Annotated in this window: 15 protein-coding genes; 5 read left to right on the top strand and 10 right to left on the bottom strand. The window is 63.3% G+C overall.

Translation table 11 applies throughout. The features are described 5' to 3' along the window. A partial coding sequence (locus ACZO3G_RS12190) for a DUF4317 domain-containing protein (protein ID WP_486847267.1) occupies nucleotides 1–773 on the top strand: 773 nt, incomplete at its 5' end. 92 nt (nucleotides 774–865) lie between these two features. On the opposite strand, the gene ACZO3G_RS12185 is transcribed toward ACZO3G_RS12190, so the two are convergent. The 10 genes from ACZO3G_RS12185 to ACZO3G_RS12140 form a co-directional block, all read right to left on the bottom strand. After that, on the bottom strand, nucleotides 866–2,686 hold the full coding sequence (locus tag ACZO3G_RS12185) for a CotH kinase family protein (RefSeq protein WP_277138495.1): 1,821 nt from the start codon (nucleotides 2,684–2,686) through the stop codon (nucleotides 866–868). Between the two features lie 15 nt (nucleotides 2,687–2,701). Next, the gene (locus ACZO3G_RS12180; RefSeq protein WP_101551649.1) at nucleotides 2,702–3,376 is read right to left on the bottom strand and encodes a DUF4956 domain-containing protein; all 675 of its coding nucleotides are present in this window, start codon (nucleotides 3,374–3,376) and stop codon (nucleotides 2,702–2,704) included. Between the two features lie 21 nt (nucleotides 3,377–3,397). Further along, a complete protein-coding gene (locus ACZO3G_RS12175) occupies nucleotides 3,398–4,087 on the bottom strand; it encodes a polyphosphate polymerase domain-containing protein (protein ID WP_276870607.1) in 690 nt (229 codons plus the stop codon). Between the two features lie 180 nt (nucleotides 4,088–4,267). Continuing rightward, complete coding sequence (locus tag ACZO3G_RS12170; protein WP_101551644.1) at nucleotides 4,268–4,999, bottom strand: ATP-binding cassette domain-containing protein; 732 nt, start codon at nucleotides 4,997–4,999, stop codon at nucleotides 4,268–4,270. Then, entirely contained in the window at nucleotides 4,996–5,898 is a 903-nt protein-coding gene (locus ACZO3G_RS12165) for a glycine betaine ABC transporter substrate-binding protein (protein WP_276870610.1), read from the bottom strand. The genes ACZO3G_RS12170 and ACZO3G_RS12165 overlap by 4 nt, the downstream gene beginning before the upstream one ends. Then, nucleotides 5,895–6,536: an ABC transporter permease gene (locus tag ACZO3G_RS12160; protein ID WP_101551640.1), complete on the bottom strand. Its 642-nt coding sequence runs from the start codon at nucleotides 6,534–6,536 to the stop codon at nucleotides 5,895–5,897. Before ACZO3G_RS12160 ends, ACZO3G_RS12165 begins: the two co-directional genes overlap by 4 nt. Nucleotides 6,537–6,559: 23 nt before the next feature. Continuing rightward, a complete protein-coding gene (locus ACZO3G_RS12155) occupies nucleotides 6,560–7,165 on the bottom strand; it encodes a 4Fe-4S binding protein (RefSeq protein WP_101551638.1) in 606 nt (201 codons plus the stop codon). A gap of 221 nt (nucleotides 7,166–7,386) precedes the next feature. Beyond that, complete coding sequence (locus tag ACZO3G_RS12150; protein WP_101551636.1) at nucleotides 7,387–8,541, bottom strand: ABC transporter substrate-binding protein; 1,155 nt, start codon at nucleotides 8,539–8,541, stop codon at nucleotides 7,387–7,389. Between the two features lie 65 nt (nucleotides 8,542–8,606). Then, on the bottom strand, nucleotides 8,607–9,575 hold the full coding sequence (locus ACZO3G_RS12145; protein WP_101551634.1) for an ABC transporter permease: 969 nt from the start codon (nucleotides 9,573–9,575) through the stop codon (nucleotides 8,607–8,609). 15 nt (nucleotides 9,576–9,590) lie between these two features. Further along, on the bottom strand, nucleotides 9,591–11,057 hold the full coding sequence (locus tag ACZO3G_RS12140; RefSeq protein WP_101553246.1) for a sugar ABC transporter ATP-binding protein: 1,467 nt from the start codon (nucleotides 11,055–11,057) through the stop codon (nucleotides 9,591–9,593). 301 nt (nucleotides 11,058–11,358) lie between these two features. On the opposite strand from ACZO3G_RS12140, the gene ACZO3G_RS12135 reads away from it, so the two are divergent. The 4 genes from ACZO3G_RS12135 to ACZO3G_RS12120 all read left to right on the top strand — a co-directional run. Continuing rightward, complete coding sequence (locus tag ACZO3G_RS12135; protein ID WP_158595626.1) at nucleotides 11,359–12,963, top strand: helix-turn-helix domain-containing protein; 1,605 nt, start codon at nucleotides 11,359–11,361, stop codon at nucleotides 12,961–12,963. Between the two features lie 17 nt (nucleotides 12,964–12,980). Next, entirely contained in the window at nucleotides 12,981–14,798 is a 1,818-nt protein-coding gene (locus ACZO3G_RS12130) for a sensor histidine kinase (RefSeq protein WP_276870615.1), read from the top strand. After that, nucleotides 14,788–15,792, top strand: coding sequence for a substrate-binding domain-containing protein (locus ACZO3G_RS12125; protein WP_276870618.1), 1,005 nt, complete (start codon nucleotides 14,788–14,790; stop codon nucleotides 15,790–15,792). Before ACZO3G_RS12130 ends, ACZO3G_RS12125 begins: the two co-directional genes overlap by 11 nt. A 25-nt stretch (nucleotides 15,793–15,817) precedes the next feature. Then, a partial coding sequence (locus ACZO3G_RS12120) for a rhamnulokinase (RefSeq protein WP_486847262.1) occupies nucleotides 15,818–16,814 on the top strand: 997 nt, incomplete at its 3' end.

The raw sequence follows: 16,814 nt of genomic DNA, 5'->3' as shown, positions 1-16,814 counted from the left end.
TGATCCTGCTGGCGGCGGACAAATACGACGTGCCCTGCCGCTCGAAGGACGGGGAACGGCAGGACGACGCCTCCTCGGAGGTGTACTCCTACATCCTGTGCGCCGTCTGCCCGATCAAGGAGACAAAGCCCGCGCTGGGCTATTACGTCAACGAGAACGCCTTCCGCAGCTGCCGGACCGACTGGATCGTCGGCGCGCCCGAGCTCGGGTTCCTGTTCCCCGCGTTCGACGACCGCAGCGCCAACATCTACGGCGCGCTCTACTACTCGCGCGACATCGCGGAAAGCCACGGGGAGTTCGTGGACGCGGTCTTTCGCCGCGAGGCGCCGATGCCCGCCGCCGAACAGAAGGAGACCTTCCAGTCGATCCTTGGGGAGACGCTGGCGGGCGAATGCAGCTACGGCGTCGTGCGGGCGGTCCACGACCGGCTGTACGAGATGGTCGAGGAGCACAAGGCGAACAAGGCCGAAGCGCCGCTGGTGGTGTCCAAGCAGACGGTGCGGCGGGTGCTCGAGTCGTGCGGCGTCGCGGAGCCGCAGGCGGCGGAATTTGAGGAGAAGTTCGACGCCGGGTTCGGCGCCGACGCGGACGTCAGCCCGCAAAACCTCGTCGACGTGAAACGGATCGAGGTCCGCACCCCCGACGTGACGATCCATGTGAGCCCCGGGCGCAGCGACCTGGTCGAGACGCGGGTGATCGACGGCGCGCGGTATATCCTGATCCGCGCCAACGACGGCGTCGAGGTCAACGGGGTGAACATCAGCAAGTTTTGACGGCGCGCCCTAAAAGCGGATGTGGAAAGACGCCCGGCGGATTGACCGCCGGGCGCCTTTTTTGCGTGGGCTTGCGGCTTCGGGGCCGCGTTTCAGGCGAGTTTTCCCTGTCTGCGGCGGCGGAAGCGGCGGACGATGAGGAGCGCGGCCAGCAGGAGGACGGCCCCGCCGCCCGCCTCCAGCAGCAGGAGCGTGGGGAACTGCCGCCGCGCCTGCCCGCCGGGGAATTCGCCGCCCGGGCCTCCGACGGGGAAGCCTCCGCCGTCCCCGCCTGGGACGTTTCCCTGCCGGGCCTGCCCCTCGTCCCTCGGAGATGCGGGGCCTCCGGAGGCGGGTGGTGTGGCTTCCGTGTCCGCGGTACGGGCCTCCGGCTGCCCGCCGTCCGGCGGCGGTTCGCCCTCCGGGCGCGCTTCGCCTTCCGCGGGCCGGCCGGCTTCTGCCGGGGGTTCCCCGTCCCGGCCGCCTTCCCGCCGCTGGCCGCGCCCGGCGCGCGCTCCCTCCTCCAGGCCGGGAGGGGAGCCGTTCCCGCCGCGCCCGCCGCCCATGTTCATGCCGCCCATCGCGCTGAAATTGAGAGCGGAGGCGTCGACCAGCGCGGAGGGGTCCGCCTTTTGGCCCTCCCCGGTGGAGGGGATGGACCCGTCGAGTTGTCCGAGCACGCTTTCCGCCCGCAGGAGCACATAGAGCTTGAGGTTTACGACGGCGGTTTCGTACTCCTCATAGCTGTAGAGGGCGGTCGCGTCCGTCTGCACATGGGGGGAGATCAGGCGGCTGACCCGCTCGATCGTATCGGTGAGCCGTCCGCCGCCGACATAATCCTCCGCGATCTGCCGCAGGTAGCCGTGGTAGCGCGCGCGGTATTCCTCCACCTCAAGCAGTTTTTGGAGGATGGGGCTCTTTTCGGCCGAGGTGCCCGAATAGGGGTCGTCGATGGGGAAGTTGACCGCGTCGGAGGCGGAGCGGAGCTGGTGCGCCCCAAAGGAGAGGTTGTAGTCCCACGGCAGCATCGAGAGCCTGCCGTCCTCCTCATAGAGGTAGTAGTTGTGCTTGAGGTTGGACAGGTAGCTGTCGAGGTTGACGAGGAAGACGTTGGCCGCGAAATATCGCAGCACCTCGTCCACATCGATATACGCTTCGAGGTTCTCGCCGCTGTCGAGGTGCGCGAGCGCCTCGACGACCCGGCGCTCGTCCTCGTCGGACGTCCGGAAGACGGCGTTCTCAAAGACGGCGGCGTAGCTCTCCGGGTCGTCGCCGCTGTAAACGAGGTCGTTGCCGCTCCCGCGGCCCCCGCCGCCCTCCGATTCCGGCTTGTAGAGCTGGCCGTAGCCGCCGCCGAAACTGCGCTCGGCAAACTCCTCCTCCACCGCCTCGAGCAGCAGGTAGAGGCCGAACGGCTCGCCGTTCACGGTGACTTCGGCATAGGTGCATAGCGGCGCGGGGATCCCGAGATAGTCCATCAAATCGTAGGAGAGGGCCTCCTTCATGTAGGTCGGGTCGGCGTAGGAATTGTTGAGCACGAGCTTGGAAAGACCCCAGAAGGACTGGCCGTCGACATATTTGTCCGCCCGGATTTTGAAGCTGAACCGCTCGGAGTCCATCCCGGCGATGCCGGTGAGGCTCGTGTTGCCCTTGGGACGGATGGCGGCCGAGGAAAACTCCGTCCCGTCGATCGTCACGTCGCAGGAGACGTACTCCTCCTGCCGGGCGTTTTCGATCATGTCGTCCCACTCGCCGGGGTCCATTTGGATGTCGATCGAGACGATCTCCTTCCCGAAGAGCCTGTCGGCATAGGCGCCGCCCGACTTTTCGAGCGAGGCGCGCAGGGAGGCGGGCATCCAAAGCATGCCGAGCAGGAGCAGCACCGCCAGAGCCATGGCGGCCCCCGCGATCAGCCAGTAGCGCTTGCCGGTCATCATGGCGGCGCCCGGTCAGGACATGTACTCGCCGTTATAGCTCACGAGCACCGCGCTGTTCACGCCGGGAAGCGCGGAGATCTCGTTGACAAAACGGGTCGTCATGTCCTTGAGGCGGACCTCCACCGTCAGCTCCACGCCGCTCTGGGAGACGGTCTTGGATTTCAACAGGGATTTTTTCACCGCCCGGTTGACATAGCCGTTGACCGCCGCCTCGGCCTCGTCCCCCGCGCAGCTCACGACGAGGATGTAGGGGTTGTCGGTGCTCTTTTTATTGACGAAGAGGACGAGGAAGATGCCGATGAAGAGGGAGCCGAGCACCGCGAGGGGAAGTAAGCCCGCGCCGGTGACGATGCCCGCCGAGATCGACCAGAAGAGGAAGGCGATGTCCATCGGCTCCTTGATGGCGGTGCGGAAGCGCACGATCGACAGCGCGCCGACCATGCCGAGGGAGAGGATGACGTTGGAGGTGACGGCGAGGATGATGAGGGTGGTGACGAGGGTCATGGCGACGAGCGACGCGCCGAAGGAGGCGGAATACATCACGCCGCTGAAGGTTTTGCGGTAGACGGCGAAGATGAAGAGCCCGAGCAGGAGGGAAAGCAGCATGGCGAGCCCCATGTCGAGCAGGGAGAAGGAGGAGACCTTCTCGAGGAAGCTGGACTTGAAGATATCGTTGAAGGTGGTCATGTTGGGTACCTCACTGTTCTTTCAGAGTTGGCCGCAGAAGGTGCGGCAGGCGGCGTATTTGGAAAAGGCGGTCGACTGGCGGTCCCGCTCCTGGACGAGATCGCCGATGAGGTCGGGGAGGAACTCGTCGAATTTGACCTCCAGCAGGATGGGGCTTCCGGTCCGGACGGTGACCGCGCCGGGGTCGAGGAAGCCGGCGGCGGAAAAGCCGGTGCGGATGCCGCTGTCGACCGTCACGCGGACGTTGCCGGCGGGGTAGACGTACGCCTCCCGTGTGTAGACGACCGGCGTGAGCGGGCGCAGAAGCTGGCAGCGCATCTTGATAGAGAGCTCCATGACGAGCTCCCGCCCGTCGTTTTCCATCCAGGCGGCGTCCCCGGCGAGCAGCCGTTCGCACTCCTCCCGTGTGACGGCCGCCTGCGCCTTGCAGCCCAGGCCGTTTCGCTTGGATTTCTTCTCCAGCCGCAGGAAGGAGAGGTCGCCGTTATAGTAGCGCAGGCGGAACTTCTCCCGGTTGTTCACCCCGTCGAGCTTTTCCCGCAGGGCCTTGTTGTCGAGGTTGTCGAAATAGAGGCTGTGGACGGTGTAGCTCCCGTCCGGCCCGGAAAAGCGGTCGAGCGGGGCGATCTCCCGCAGCCGCCGGCGGATGGCGAGATAGTCGGCGTGGTTGATGTAGTGCTTGAGCTCATGCCGGTATTTTCTTTCACACATGGCGGCGCTCCTTCGTTTTTTTCTATTTTTGCGCGCCCGTGTGATGCTTTTGTGTGCGGATCGAGACAAAATCCTGAACATTTTACCCGCGGCGCATCCAAATTTTACAGGTCCGGCGCGCAAAAAAGGAAGGCCGCAGGCAGATGCCTGCGGCCTTCCCGTATAAGTGGCAATGGATCGTCAGCCCCCGACCAGCTCCCGCACGAAGGCGGTGGCGGGACGGCTGCGCAGCTCGTCGGGCGGGCCGTCCTGCACGATGCCGCCGTGGTCCATGACGAGCACGCGGCTCCCCAGCTTGAGCGCCTCGCCGATGTCGTGGGTGATAAAGACGATTGTGACGCCCTGCTCCCGGTGGATGCGCAGAATCTCGTCCTGCAGCGCCTTGCGGGTGATGTCGTCCACCGCGCCGAACGGCTCATCCATCAGCAGGATGTCTGGGGAGGCGGCGAGCGCCCGCGCGATGCCGACCCGCTGCTTCTGCCCGCCCGAGAGCTCGGCGGGATAGCGCCTGGCAAGCTCGGGATCGAGGCGCACGACCTCCATCCATTTCTTCACCGCGCGGCGGGTCTTCTCCTTGTTCTGCTTGTTGAGCAGGGTGGGGACGTAGGCGATGTTGTGCCACACGTCCATGTGGGGGAAGAGCCCCACCCCCTGGATCGCGTAGCCGATGTTGCGGCGCAGGACGATCTGGTCGACGGTCGAGACGTCCCGCCCCTCCACATAGACGGCGCCCGTGTCGGGGGAGAGCAGGCCGTTGATGAGCTTTAAAAGGGTCGTCTTGCCGCAGCCCGAGCTGCCGATCACGGTGACGAACTCGCCGCGCGCGATCGAGAGGCTCACGTCGGTGAGCACGTCGTTGACGCCGTAGCTCTTGCCGACATGGTCGAAACGGATGATCGGGTCACCGCTCATTTGAGCAGCCCCTTGGAGGTCAGGAATTCCTTCGCGACTTCCTTTTCATCGCGGTTTTCCACCTCGACCTGGTAGTTCATCGAGGCCATCTCGGCGTCGGTGATGAGGCCGTTCATCTTCTCGAGCACCGGCTCGAGTTCGGGGTGCTTTTCAAGGGTGTCCATCCGCACGACGGTGCCGCAGTAGTAGTTGGTGAAGAGGTGCTTGTCGTCGGTGGGCAGCGTGATGTCCGCGACGCTGAGCTGCGCGTCGGTGGTGAAGGCGTTGGTCACGTCGATGTCGCCGTTTTCAAGCGCCTTGTATTTGAGGCCGATGTCGATGTCGGAGGTGGATTTGAAGTTCATGCCGTAGGCCTCGGCGAGGTGGGGGAAGCCGTCCGCCTTCTCGAAGAAGTCGGGGTTCGCGCCGAAGACGAGGTCCGGGGAGACCTTCGCGATGTCGGAGTAGGTCTCAATGCCGTACTGCTCCGCCACATCACGCCGCACCGCGAGCGCGAAGGTGTTGTTGAAGCCGTAGAGCCCCGTCCATTTGAGGCCGAGCTTCTGGTACGCCTCCTGCAGGCCCGCGTAGAGGGTGTCGTCGTCGGGGACGTCCTCCCGCTTCACGACGAACGCCCAGGCGGTCCCGGTGTATTCGGGATAGAGGTCGAAGTCGCCCTTGAGGAGCGCGGGGTGGATGTTGGTGGTGCCGCCGCCGATCCCCTTGGTGATCTCGACGGTGAGCCCGGTGTCCTGTTCGATGAGCTGCGCGAGCATTTCCGAGAGGATGAACTGCTCGGTCATCGGCTTGGTGGCGATCTTGACGACGCCGGAATCCTTTTTGCCGCAGCCGGAAAAGACGCCCGCGAAGAGCAGGACGGCCAGCAGAACGCTGAGAACCTTACGGATTTGATGTTTCATTGTTCCAGTCTCCATTTCTTTTTGAGATAGTGCTCCAGCCTGCCGAGCAGGAAATCGCACAGCAGCGCCACGGCGGCGATCAGCAGGCTTCCCGCCACGGTGAGGCTGATGTTGTTGGTGGTGATGCCGCGGTAGACCGCGACGCCCAGTCCCCCCGCGCCGATGAAGGCGGCGATGCCCGAGAGGGAGACGGTCATGACGACCATGTTGCGCAGCCCCGCGACGATGACGGTCATCGCCAGCGGCAGCTTGACGCGCACCATGATCTGGAGGTCGGTGCTGCCCATGCCGCGCGCCGCCTCGATGATCTCGGGGTCGATCGAGGTGATGCCGGTGTAGGTGTTGCGCACCATCGGCAGCAGGGCGTAGACGGTGAGCGCGATGATCGCGGTCGTGTCCCCGATGCCGGAAAACGGGATCAAAAAGCCCAGCAGGGAGATCGACGGGATCGTGTATACGACGTTGGTGACCCCGATGACGAAGGGCGCGGCCCGCCGGTGCCCGCTGATATAGACGCCCAGCAGCAGCCCGGCCGCCGCCGCGATGACGATCGCGGTCGCGGAGATGCGCAGGTGCTGCACAAGCAGCTCGGCGAAGAACTCCCGCCGTTCGCCATAGAGGCGCAGTATTTGTGACATGTGTGTTCCCCTTTATCTGAGTCCTACCGGTGCAGCCGGCGAATCGCCCCCACCGGGCAGGTCTCGGAGCAGAGCCCGCACTGCAGGCAGTGCTCCCATGCTATTTTGTACGGCGTGCCCTCCGAAATGCATTTCTGGGGGCAGGCGTCGGCGCAGGCGCCGCAGCCGGTGCAGCCGCCGGTGATTTCAAAGCCGCAGTGCTCCTCCGGCGCGCCGCCGAAGGAGAAGGTCTCGCGGCGGATGGGGTAGTGGAGCAGGTCGAACCATTCGCCGGAGCCCTCATAGATGAGGAAGGCGTCGAGCGCGTAGCGGCTCTCGCCCGGGTAGACCTCGTTCATGCCGGGGTTCTGCTCGAACACCCGGTCGACCCATTTCTGCTCGACCTTCCGCACGCGGCCGCTCAGCTTGAGCGACTGGCAGTCGGGCGCCATCGCCGAGAGGGCGATCTTCCCGGTTTCGGCAAGCTGCCGGTAAAACGGCTTTCCCCGCGAGGTTACGATATAGAGCCCCTCGGGTTCGCAGAGCATCACGTTGATGATGCGGGACTGCGGGTTCCCGTCGGCGTCCACCGTCGCGGCGGAGGCGATCTTTACCGTCCGGAACATCTTCAGATAGGATTGTGCGTCCATAAATCGGGCCGCCTTTCATTCTATTCCCGCGCCGGGAGGCGCGTTCTTTCGACGCTTTCATCATAATACACCGCCCGCGCAAAGTAAAGTAAGCACTTTCCGGTAACGTAGGTACCCAAAGGATACCGTGGCGGCGGGGAACAAGAGAAAACCGGCCCCCCGCGCAGGGCGGGGAGCCGGTCTGACGAGAATAGGAGAAAGAAATGAATGTGAATTGGGCGTTATTCGTAGACGAGCTCGGAGATCGAAGGATCCTGGAGCGCCTCGGCGTTGTACCACTTGGCGCCGGTGTCGACGATCGGGCTCGCGGCGGGTTTGCCGTTGATGGCGTCAACCGCCAGGGAGACGGCCTTGTAGCCGATCTGGTAGGGGTCCTGGGTCACGGAGCCGAGGAACCAGCCATTCTCGACGGCGACGCGCTGGGTCTTGCCGGCGTCAAAGCCGATGGCGATGATGTCCTTGAACTTGCCGGTGTCCTTGTTGAAGTCGTTGCCGTCGTTGGAAGCGGCGAGGATGCCGCCGGCGGCGTTTTCATTGGAGCCGTAGATCGCGACGAGGTTGTCGAGGCCGAGCAGCGCCTCGGCGCCGGTCTTCTGGTCGGCGGCGGAGGTGGTGGCCGGGACGTTGACGTTGACGATCACCTTCGGGGAGGCGGCGTCCTTGGCATACTTGTCATGGCCGACAACCTTGACGGAGTCGTCGCCGACGAGCTCGACGAGCTTGTTGATGAAGCCGGAGGTACGGGAGATGATCGAATCGGAGGTCGCGTCCTGGGAGAGGACGGCCACGTTGATCGGCGCTTCGGGGGTGGCGGCGGCGAGCTTCGCCTGGAAGCCGGCGTCAGCGTACAGCTGCTCGGCAGCGATCGCGGCGGCGGCGGAGTTGTCGGTGGAAGCGGTCGCGTAGATGGAGCCTTCAGGAGCGTTCGGAACGCCCGAGTCAAAGCCGACGACGGGGATGCCGTTGTCCTTGCAGGCCTGGAGCTGCTCCTTCACCGACTCGGTGTCGAGCGCGGCGAGGCAGACGGCGGCGGGCTTTTTGTCCATCGCGGATTTGAGCATGTCGACCTGGATGGCGATATCCGACTCGGTCGGCGGGCCGTCGAAGGTGATTTCAACGCCGAGGTCGGCGGCCGCCTGATCGGCGCCCTTTTTGACGACCTGCCAGAACTGGTGCTGGAAGCCCTTGGAGACGACCGCGATGTAGGGCTTTTCGCCGTTGTCGGCGGGAGCGGGCGCGGCCGCGTCAGGGGCGGGTTCCGCAGTGTCGGCGGGGGCTGCCGGGGCCGGGGTCGGCTCGGCGGCCGGCTTGGAGCCGCAGGCGGAAATGGAGATCAGCATCAGGCCCGCGAGCACGATTGCCAGGAATTTTTTCATTTTGTTTTCCTCCTTAACAATTGGTGGCTATTTTAACACGGGAGTCCTCCCGCAGGAGCGACGGGTTATTTCGCGGCGGAAGCCTTCTTGTTGCGGTAGATGTCGAGCAGCACCGCGAGGATGACCACGAGGCCGGTGAAGAAGGTCTGGAAGTGGCCCTGCAGGCCCATCGACATGAGGCCGGTCTTGAGCACGCTCATGAGCAGCGCGCCGATCAGGGTGCCGGACATGGTGCCGATGCCGCCGGACATCGAGGTGCCGCCGATGATGACCGCCGCGATGGCGTTCATCTCGAGGCCGTTGCCGGTGCCGGGGATGATGGTGGTGTATGTAGCCGCGTAGACGATCGCGGAAAGGCCGCAGAAGAAGCCGCAGACGGTGTAGACGAGGGTCTTCCATTTGATGACATTGACGCCCGACAGCCGGACGGATTCCTCGTTGGAGCCGATCGCGTAGGTGTAGCGGCCGAAACGGGTCTTGTTGAGCAGGAGCATCGCGATGAGGAAGAAGACGAGCATGTAGACGATGCCGGAGGGGAAGCCGCCGGGGGTCTTGTAGAAGACCGCCTTGTAGCCGCCGTCCGCGTCGAAGCCGGAGGGGAAGCGCTGGGTCTGCACCTTGGTGATGATCGAGCCGAAGCCCTGGGTCATCATCATCATGCCGAGCGTGGCGATGAAGGGGGGGAGCTTGAGGCGGGAGACGAGCGTGCCGTTGATGAAGCCCACGAAGGTGGCGATGATCACGATGACCACCAGGCAGAGCCAGATGTTGACGCCCTTGGTGTAGAGGTAGCCCGCGATGAGGGCGGACATCATCATGTTGGTGCCGATCGACAGGTCGATGCCGCCCGTGATGATGACGAAGGTGATGCCGAACGCCATCATCCCGACATAGTAGGTGCTGTCGAGGATGCTGACGAGGGTGCCGGCGGAAAAGAAGTTCTTGCCGAAGAAGCAGAAGAAGATATACAGGATGACAAGCGCCGCGGGGGCGAGGAGTTTCTGAATGTTGAGTTTTTTAGCTGTGTTCCCCATAACCAACGACCTCCGTTAATTTCTCATAGTGGCGTATTTCATGATGACCTCCTGCGAGGCGTCCTGGATATCCAGGATCTTGGTGAGCCTGCCCTCGCACATGCATACGACTCGGTCGCTCATGCGCAGGACCTCCTGCAGCTCGGAGGAGATCATGATGATCGATTTGCCCTCATGCGCCAGCTCGTTCATGAGCTTGTAGATTTCGCTCTTGGCGCCGACGTCGATGCCGCGCGTGGGCTCGTCGAAGATGAGGATGTCGCAGTTTTTGACCAGCCACTTGGCGATGATGACCTTCTGCTGGTTCCCGCCCGAGAGGTTGCGGATGAGCTGGGAAACAGACGGCGTCTTGATGTTGATCCTGCCGACGTACTCCTGCGTGGCCTCGCGGATCTTGCGGTCGTCGACGAAGCCGGCGCGGGAGAATTCCTCGAGGTTCGCGAGCACGGTGTTGTCCGCGACGGACAGCCCCACCGCGAGCCCGAACCGCTTGCGGTCCTCCGAGAGGTAGCCGATGCCGGCCCTGACCGCGTCCTCGGGGGTTTTGATGTGGAGTTCCGTGCCGTTCTTGCGGATGACGCCCCCGTCGCGGGGGTCGGCCCCGAAGATGAGGCGCGCCGTCTCGGTGCGCCCGGCGCCCATCAGACCGGCAAAGCCGAGGATCTCGCCCTTATGCAGCTGGAAGGAGACGCCCTTGACGTCCTTGGAGACGAGGTTTTCCACCTCGAGCACGACCGGCGCGTCGGGGGGGACGTTGCTCACCGTCTTGGGCTCCTCGTAGATGGTGCGCCCGACCATCGCGTTGATGATCTCGTCGAGGTTGGTGTCCTTCGTGTTGAGGGTGGTGATATACTCGCCGTCGCGCATGACGGTGATGCGGTCGGTGATCTCCATGATCTCGTCCATGCGGTGGGAGATGTAGACCATCGTGACCCCGCGGTCCCGCAGGTCGTTCATCGTCTTGAAGAGCTCGGTGATCTCCGCCTCGGTGAGGGCCGCTGACGGCTCATCCAGGATGAGCACCGACGAATCGAAGGAGATCGCCTTGGTGATCTCGACCATCTGCTGCTTGCCGACGGTGAGGGAGCCGACCTTGTCGGTGGGCCTGATCGTCAGCTTGAGGTGGTCGAAGAGCTTCTGGGTAGCGGCGTTGATCTGGTCGTCGTGGAGGAAGAAGCCCTTGCACTCCCGCCCGATGAAGATGTTCTGGGCGGCGGTGAGGTGGTTCATCAGGTTGAGCTCCTGGTGGACGATCGAGATGCCCGCCTCCTGGGCCTCCTTCGGGTTTTTAAACTGGACCTCTTTGCCGTTGTAGATGATCTTGCCCTCGTCCGCCTTGTAGATGCCGGTGAGCACCTTCATCAGCGTCGACTTACCGGCGCCGTTTTCTCCGACGAGCGCGTGGATCTCCCCGCGCCGCAGTTCGAGGTGGCATTGTTTCAGCGCGTGGACGCCCTGGAAACGCTTGTCGATTCCGACCATCTGGAGGATGACCGGGCTTTCCGGGCTGGTATGTTCACTCACAGCAGAATCACCCCTATTGGTTGTATTTGTCAACATACTACAAAAAATAATGATAATGAATAAATAAATTATATAATTTGACATATGTTGCCCGCTGATTTTCATTATAGAGGCTTCTCCGGGGGAATCCCATAGAGAATTTTCCATAAATTGTTCAAATTTTTACTTTTCAGGGAAAATTCTCTTGTAAGGCCGGGTGTTTTCCGATAACATGAAAATGAACAGAAATAGACATTTCCAGAAAGGCACAGGCGTCAACATGTACAAAATCATGCTTGCGGAGGATGAACTTGAGGTTTTGGGCGCGATGCTCCGGACGATCCGCTGGACCGAGCACGGCTTCGACCCGCCGGTCGGCTGCCGCGACGGGCGGGAGGCGATCGAAAAGCTCGAGGGGGGCTTTGTGCCCGACGTGCTGATCACCGACATCTGCATGCCCTTTGTCGACGGACTCGAGCTCACCCGCTATATCAACGAACACCTGCCCAACACCGTGGTGGTGATCCTCACCGGCTACGACGACTTCCAGTACGCCCACCGGGCGATCAAGATGCAGGTCTACGACTATGTCCTCAAGCCGGTCACCCCGGCGAGCATCAACGAGCTGACCGACCGGCTGCGGGGGGAGCTCGACGAGCGCCGGCTGCGCAACATCGACGACTCGATGCAGATCGTCGCCAGCTACTTCTTAAATCAGCTCATGACCCGCCGCCTCGACGCGAAGCGGATCGAGGAGAGCTGCCGCGCGCACAAGCTGGACTTCGCGGGGCGCTACCACATCGCGGCGGTGCTCGACGTGGACCTGCGCGCGCCCGCGACGGAGGACGACGGCGGCAACCTCGAGCTGATGCGCTACGGGCTGGCGAACATCGCGCAGGAGCTCTCGGAAAACAGCCACGGGACGCTGGCTTTCCAGGGCAACGACGGCCTGACCAAGCTGATCATCAGCTCCGGGGAGCGCGACGGCCTCTACGCGGCCGCCATCGGGCTCTGCCGGACGATCTCCAAGACGGCGGGCGCCGCGCTGCAGGTGCCCGTCTCGGGCGGCATCGGGGACCCGGTCGCCTACCTCGACGAACTGCACCTCTCCCACGGGCAGGCGATGACCGCGCTGGGCTACCGGTTCTTCTACGGGGAGTCGAGCGTCACCTGCGTGGCGGACGTCGACATCCGGGAGACGCGGGACATCGACTATTTCAGCTGCGAGCGGCGGCTGGAGGCCGCCGTCAAGACCCTCGACCGGGAGGGCGCCCGCGCCGCCGTGCACGACCTGGTCGGGCAGCTCCGCTCCGGCCACGTCCCCTTTGAGCGGTGCGTGCTCTACAGCCAGAAGCTGATGATGACCCTCATCGGGCTCACCGACGAGCTGATCGGCGGCGCCGAGGTGGAGTCGCTCGAAAAGACGTGGGAGCAGTTCAACTTCTATTCCGCCCCGACGCTCGGGCGGCTGGAACGGATGATCGACGAGGTGTGCGACAAGGCGTTCAAAATCCTCGCCCTCACCAAGAGCGACACCGCCGCCGCCCAGGTGAGCAAGGCGGAAAAATACATCCGCGAGCACTACGGCGACCCGAGGCTCTCCCTCAACATGATCACCGAGCACCTCGCGATCAGCACGAGCTATTTCAGCGCGATCTTCAAGTCGCGCACCGGCGCGACCTTTGTGGAATACCTGACCCGGGTGCGTATGGAGAAGGCCCAGCAGATCCTGGCCTTCACCGACCGGCGCACCTATGAGGCCGCGGAGGACGTGGGCTTCTCCGACCCGCACTATTTCAGCGTGACCTTCAAGCGGGTGACGGGCATGACGCCCAAGGAATACCGGGAGTTCAGCCGACGCGGCGACACCGCGCCTCAGGCCTGAGCCGAGGGAGGGAAGACGTGCGGAAGGTTTGGAAAAAACTGAGGAAGGCGCTCAATCCCTACAGCGTGCGCGGCACGATGATCCTGTCCTTCATGCTGCTCATCTCGATCATCGTGCTGCTCGTTTCACTTGTCTCCTACTACTACACGATGAACGATATCGAGAGCATCTCGATCAACTACACCGTGCGCCTGCTCGGGGAGATCAACGCGAGCATCGACTCCTACATAGACAACATGAAGAGCATGGCGAAGGTGGTCGTCGAGAACAAGGACGTGCGGGATGTGATGGCCTTCTATAACCGGCACCACGACAAGCGCCTCTCCTACATCGAGGAGAAGGAGCTGGAACGGCTGCGCGCGAATGCGGCCGCGCACATGAACATTGTGGCGAACACCCGCAGCGACATCACCAACATCGCGGTGATCTCCAAGTATAAGGACGTCGTGCTCAGCGACGTCGAAAAGGAGGTCAACGAGAACTCCGAGTTCAACGTCACCGACTGGTACCTGAAGCCGATGTCCTACAAGGACGAGATCGTCGTCTCCCCCTCCCACGTGCAGAACCTCGTGTCGGGGGAGTACAAGTGGGTCATCTCAATTTCCAAGTCGGTGCTCGATCCCGAGACGGGAGAGGTCACGGGCGTCATGGTGATCGACCTCAACTACCGGTCGATCGAGGCGATCTGCGAAAACGCCCAGCTGGGCAAGAACGGCTACATCTACCTGATCGACCGGCACAAGAACATCATCTACCATCCCCAGCAGCAGCTCCTCTACTCGGGCATCAAGAGCGAGCTCGTCGAGGAGATCCTCAAGATGCGGGACACCTACCTGCGGGACGATGTGAACAACCGCATCTACACCCGCAACTACTCCGAGCTGACCGGCTGGAGCGCGGTGGGGGTGGTGAACGTGGATGAGCTGATCAAGGACAAGAGCAGCATCATCGACTTCTATTTCCGCCTCGCGGGGATCTCGATCCTCTTCGCGATGACCTTCGCGGTGCTCATCTCCACGACGATCACCAATCCGATCAAGATGCTCGAGAACACGATGCACGAGGTCGAGGTGGGCAACTTCGACGTGCGCTCGGAGATCGAGCTCAACAACGAGATCGGCCACCTCAGCAAGACCTTCAACGTCATGATCTCCCGCATCAAGGACCTGATGGAAAAGACGGTACGGGACGAGGAGGAGAAGCGCAGAAGCGAAATCCGCGCCCTCCAGGCGCAGATCAACCCGCACTTCCTCTACAACACCCTCGACACGATCATCTGGATGTCGGCGGGCGGCAAGAACGACGAGGTCGTGGAGGTCACCTCCGCGCTCGCGCGGCTCTTCCGCACGAGCATCAGCAAGGGGGAAAACCTCGTCACGCTGCTCAACGAGGTGGAGAACATCAAAAGCTACCTCACCATCCAGAAGATGCGCTACGAGGATAAGCTCTCCTGGCGGGTCGACGTGCCGCCCGGGCTGCTCGGGCTGATGACCCCCAAGCTCATCCTCCAGCCGATTGTTGAAAACGCCGTCTACCACGGCGTCAAGATGAGCCAGGCGGGCGGCGAGATCGCCATCTCGGCGCGCACCGAGGGGGAACGGCTGACCATCACGATCGCGGACAGCGGCGTGGGCATGACGGCCGAGCAGCTGGAGCAGCTCTTCGTCCCGCGCCCCGACACCGACCGGGGGATCGGTGTGATCAACGTCAACAACCGCATCCGCCTCTGCTTCGGGGAGGAATACGGACTGCACTATTTCTCCGCGCCCGGCGAGGGCACCCGTGTGGAAATCTGGCTGCCGGTGATCGAAGGCGGTGATGAAGATGATGTTTAAAAGGCGCTATTTCCTGCTGCTGGCAGCGCTGTTCTTCTGCTTTGGGGCGCTGCTCTTCTTCTTTGTCCACGAGGGCCGCCTGCTGCTCCCCGAGGAGGAGCCGGCCGCGCGCTACAACATCCAGGTGATCTTCAAGGCGCTGGCCAACCCGCCCGACTTCTGGCGGGTGGTGGAGCAGGGGGTGCAGTCGGCCGCCGCGGAATACGGCGTCAATTGCGAGGTGACCGCCCCGCCGATGGAAAAGGACGTCGACCGCCAGATCGAACTGGTGCGGGAGGCGATCGCCAAGCACCCCGACGCGATCATCCTGGCGGCGAGCGACTATGAGCGGATGGTCCCCGTCTGCAAGGAGGTGACCGACGCGGGCATCCTGCTCGTGACGGTCGACAGCGACGTCAACTACGACGGGCGGCGGTGCTTCGTCGGCACCGACAACGTCGCGATGGGCCGCAAGCTCGCCGAGCTGGTGGACGAGGCGGTCCCGCCCGAGCAGAAGATCGGCGTGATGGGCCATGTCGAGGGGGCGCGCACGGCGGTGGAACGCCGCGACGGGCTCGTCGGAAACGTCGCGGGCGGGATGGAGCGGGTGGCCGCGCTCGACTACTGCGACGGCTCGGAGATCGTCTCCCGGCAGCGCACCAAGGAGATGCTCATCGAGCATCCGGAGATCCGCTGTATGGTGGGGCTCAACGAGTCGTCGGCGCTCGGCGTGGCCAATGCGATCCGGGACCTCGGGCTGGAGGGGAAGGTCGGGCTGATCGCCTGCGACAGCTCGGAAAAGCAGATCCAGTTCATGGAGCAGGGGACGATCCAGGCGTTCGTCATCCAGAACCCCTTCAACATGGGGTACCTGAGCGTCTCCAACACGGTTTCGATCCTCCAGGGCAGGACGGTGCCCGAGGTGGTCAACACCGACAGCGTGATCATCAAGAAGGAGGACCTCTACAAAAAGGAGAACCAGAAGCTGATGTTCCCGTTCACGAGCGTGGAATAAATCAAGAGGAAAAGGGTGTCATGAGATGAAAAAGAGACTGCTGGCATTTGATTTCGGCGCGTCGAGCGGCCGCGCCATGCTCGGGGAATTCGATGGGGAGCGCATTGCGCTCACCGAGGTTCACCGCTTCGACAACAACCCCGTCACGGTGCGCGGGACCTTCTACTGGGACGTGCTCGCGCTCTTTCACGAGATCAAGCAGGGCATCACCAAGGCGAAGGCGCTGGGCGATTTCGAGAGCATCGGCATCGACACCTGGGGGGTGGATTTCGGCCTGCTCGACCGGCACGGCGACCTGATGCAGAACCCCGTCCACTACCGCGACGCCCGCACCGCCGGGATGATCGAGGAGGTCTGCGGGATCATCGGCCGCGACGAGCTCTACCGGGCGACCGGCAACCAGTTCATGGAGCTCAACACGATCTTCCAGCTCTATTCCCTCGCGCAGAAGCGCCCCGAGCTGCTCGAGCGCGCCAGCCGCGCGCTGCTCATGCCCGACCTCTTCGGCTACCTGCTGACGGGCGGGCAGGCGTCGGAATATTCGATCGCCTCCACCACCCAGCTCATGGACCCGCGCACCCACGAGTGGAACAAAGGGATCATGCGGCGGCTGGGGATCCCCGAGGACCTCTTCCCCGACATCGTGAAGCCGGGCACCCCGCTGGGCGTCCTGTCGGACGACATCCGCGAGGAGCTGGGCGTCGGACCGGTGAAGGTGGTCTCGGTGACGGGTCACGACACCGCCTGCGCGGTCGTGGCCGCGCCCGCGACGGAGGAGGATTTCATCTACATCTCCTGCGGCACCTGGTCCCTCTTCGGCACCGAGCTTCGGGAGCCGGTCATCGGGGAGAAGAGCCTGCGTTACAACATCACCAACGAGGGCGGCTACGGGTACACGGTGCGGTTCCTCAAAAACATCATCGGCCTCTGGATGATCCAGGAGACCCGCCGCCAGTACCGCCGCGAGGGGGAGCAGTACAGCTACAACGATCTCGAAAAACACGCGCTGGCCTCCGAGCCCT

This window comes from Anaerotruncus sp., from assembly GCF_057433415.1.
This window is presented reverse-complemented; position numbering and strand designations above follow the sequence as displayed.

Bases quoted from the DNA above. Each gene is read 5' to 3' on its own strand.
- ACZO3G_RS12145 (WP_101551634.1), bottom strand. From the start codon at position 9,575: ATGGGGAACACAGCTAAAAAACTCAACATTCAGAAACTCCTCGCCCCC.
- ACZO3G_RS12175 (WP_276870607.1), bottom strand. From the start codon at position 4,087: ATGTGTGAAAGAAAATACCGGCATGAGCTCAAGCACTACATCAACCAC.
- ACZO3G_RS12160 (WP_101551640.1), bottom strand. From the start codon at position 6,536: ATGTCACAAATACTGCGCCTCTATGGCGAACGGCGGGAGTTCTTCGCC.
- ACZO3G_RS12125 (WP_276870618.1), top strand. From the start codon at position 14,788: ATGATGTTTAAAAGGCGCTATTTCCTGCTGCTGGCAGCGCTGTTCTTC.
- ACZO3G_RS12155 (WP_101551638.1), bottom strand. From the start codon at position 7,165: ATGGACGCACAATCCTATCTGAAGATGTTCCGGACGGTAAAGATCGCC.
- ACZO3G_RS12180 (WP_101551649.1), bottom strand. From the start codon at position 3,376: ATGACCACCTTCAACGATATCTTCAAGTCCAGCTTCCTCGAGAAGGTC.
- ACZO3G_RS12140 (WP_101553246.1), bottom strand. From the start codon at position 11,057: ATGGTCGGAATCGACAAGCGTTTCCAGGGCGTCCACGCGCTGAAACAA.
- ACZO3G_RS12165 (WP_276870610.1), bottom strand. From the start codon at position 5,898: ATGAAACATCAAATCCGTAAGGTTCTCAGCGTTCTGCTGGCCGTCCTG.
- ACZO3G_RS12150 (WP_101551636.1), bottom strand. From the start codon at position 8,541: ATGAAAAAATTCCTGGCAATCGTGCTCGCGGGCCTGATGCTGATCTCC.
- ACZO3G_RS12170 (WP_101551644.1), bottom strand. From the start codon at position 4,999: ATGAGCGGTGACCCGATCATCCGTTTCGACCATGTCGGCAAGAGCTAC.
- ACZO3G_RS12185 (WP_277138495.1), bottom strand. From the start codon at position 2,686: ATGACCGGCAAGCGCTACTGGCTGATCGCGGGGGCCGCCATGGCTCTG.
- ACZO3G_RS12135 (WP_158595626.1), top strand. From the start codon at position 11,359: ATGTACAAAATCATGCTTGCGGAGGATGAACTTGAGGTTTTGGGCGCG.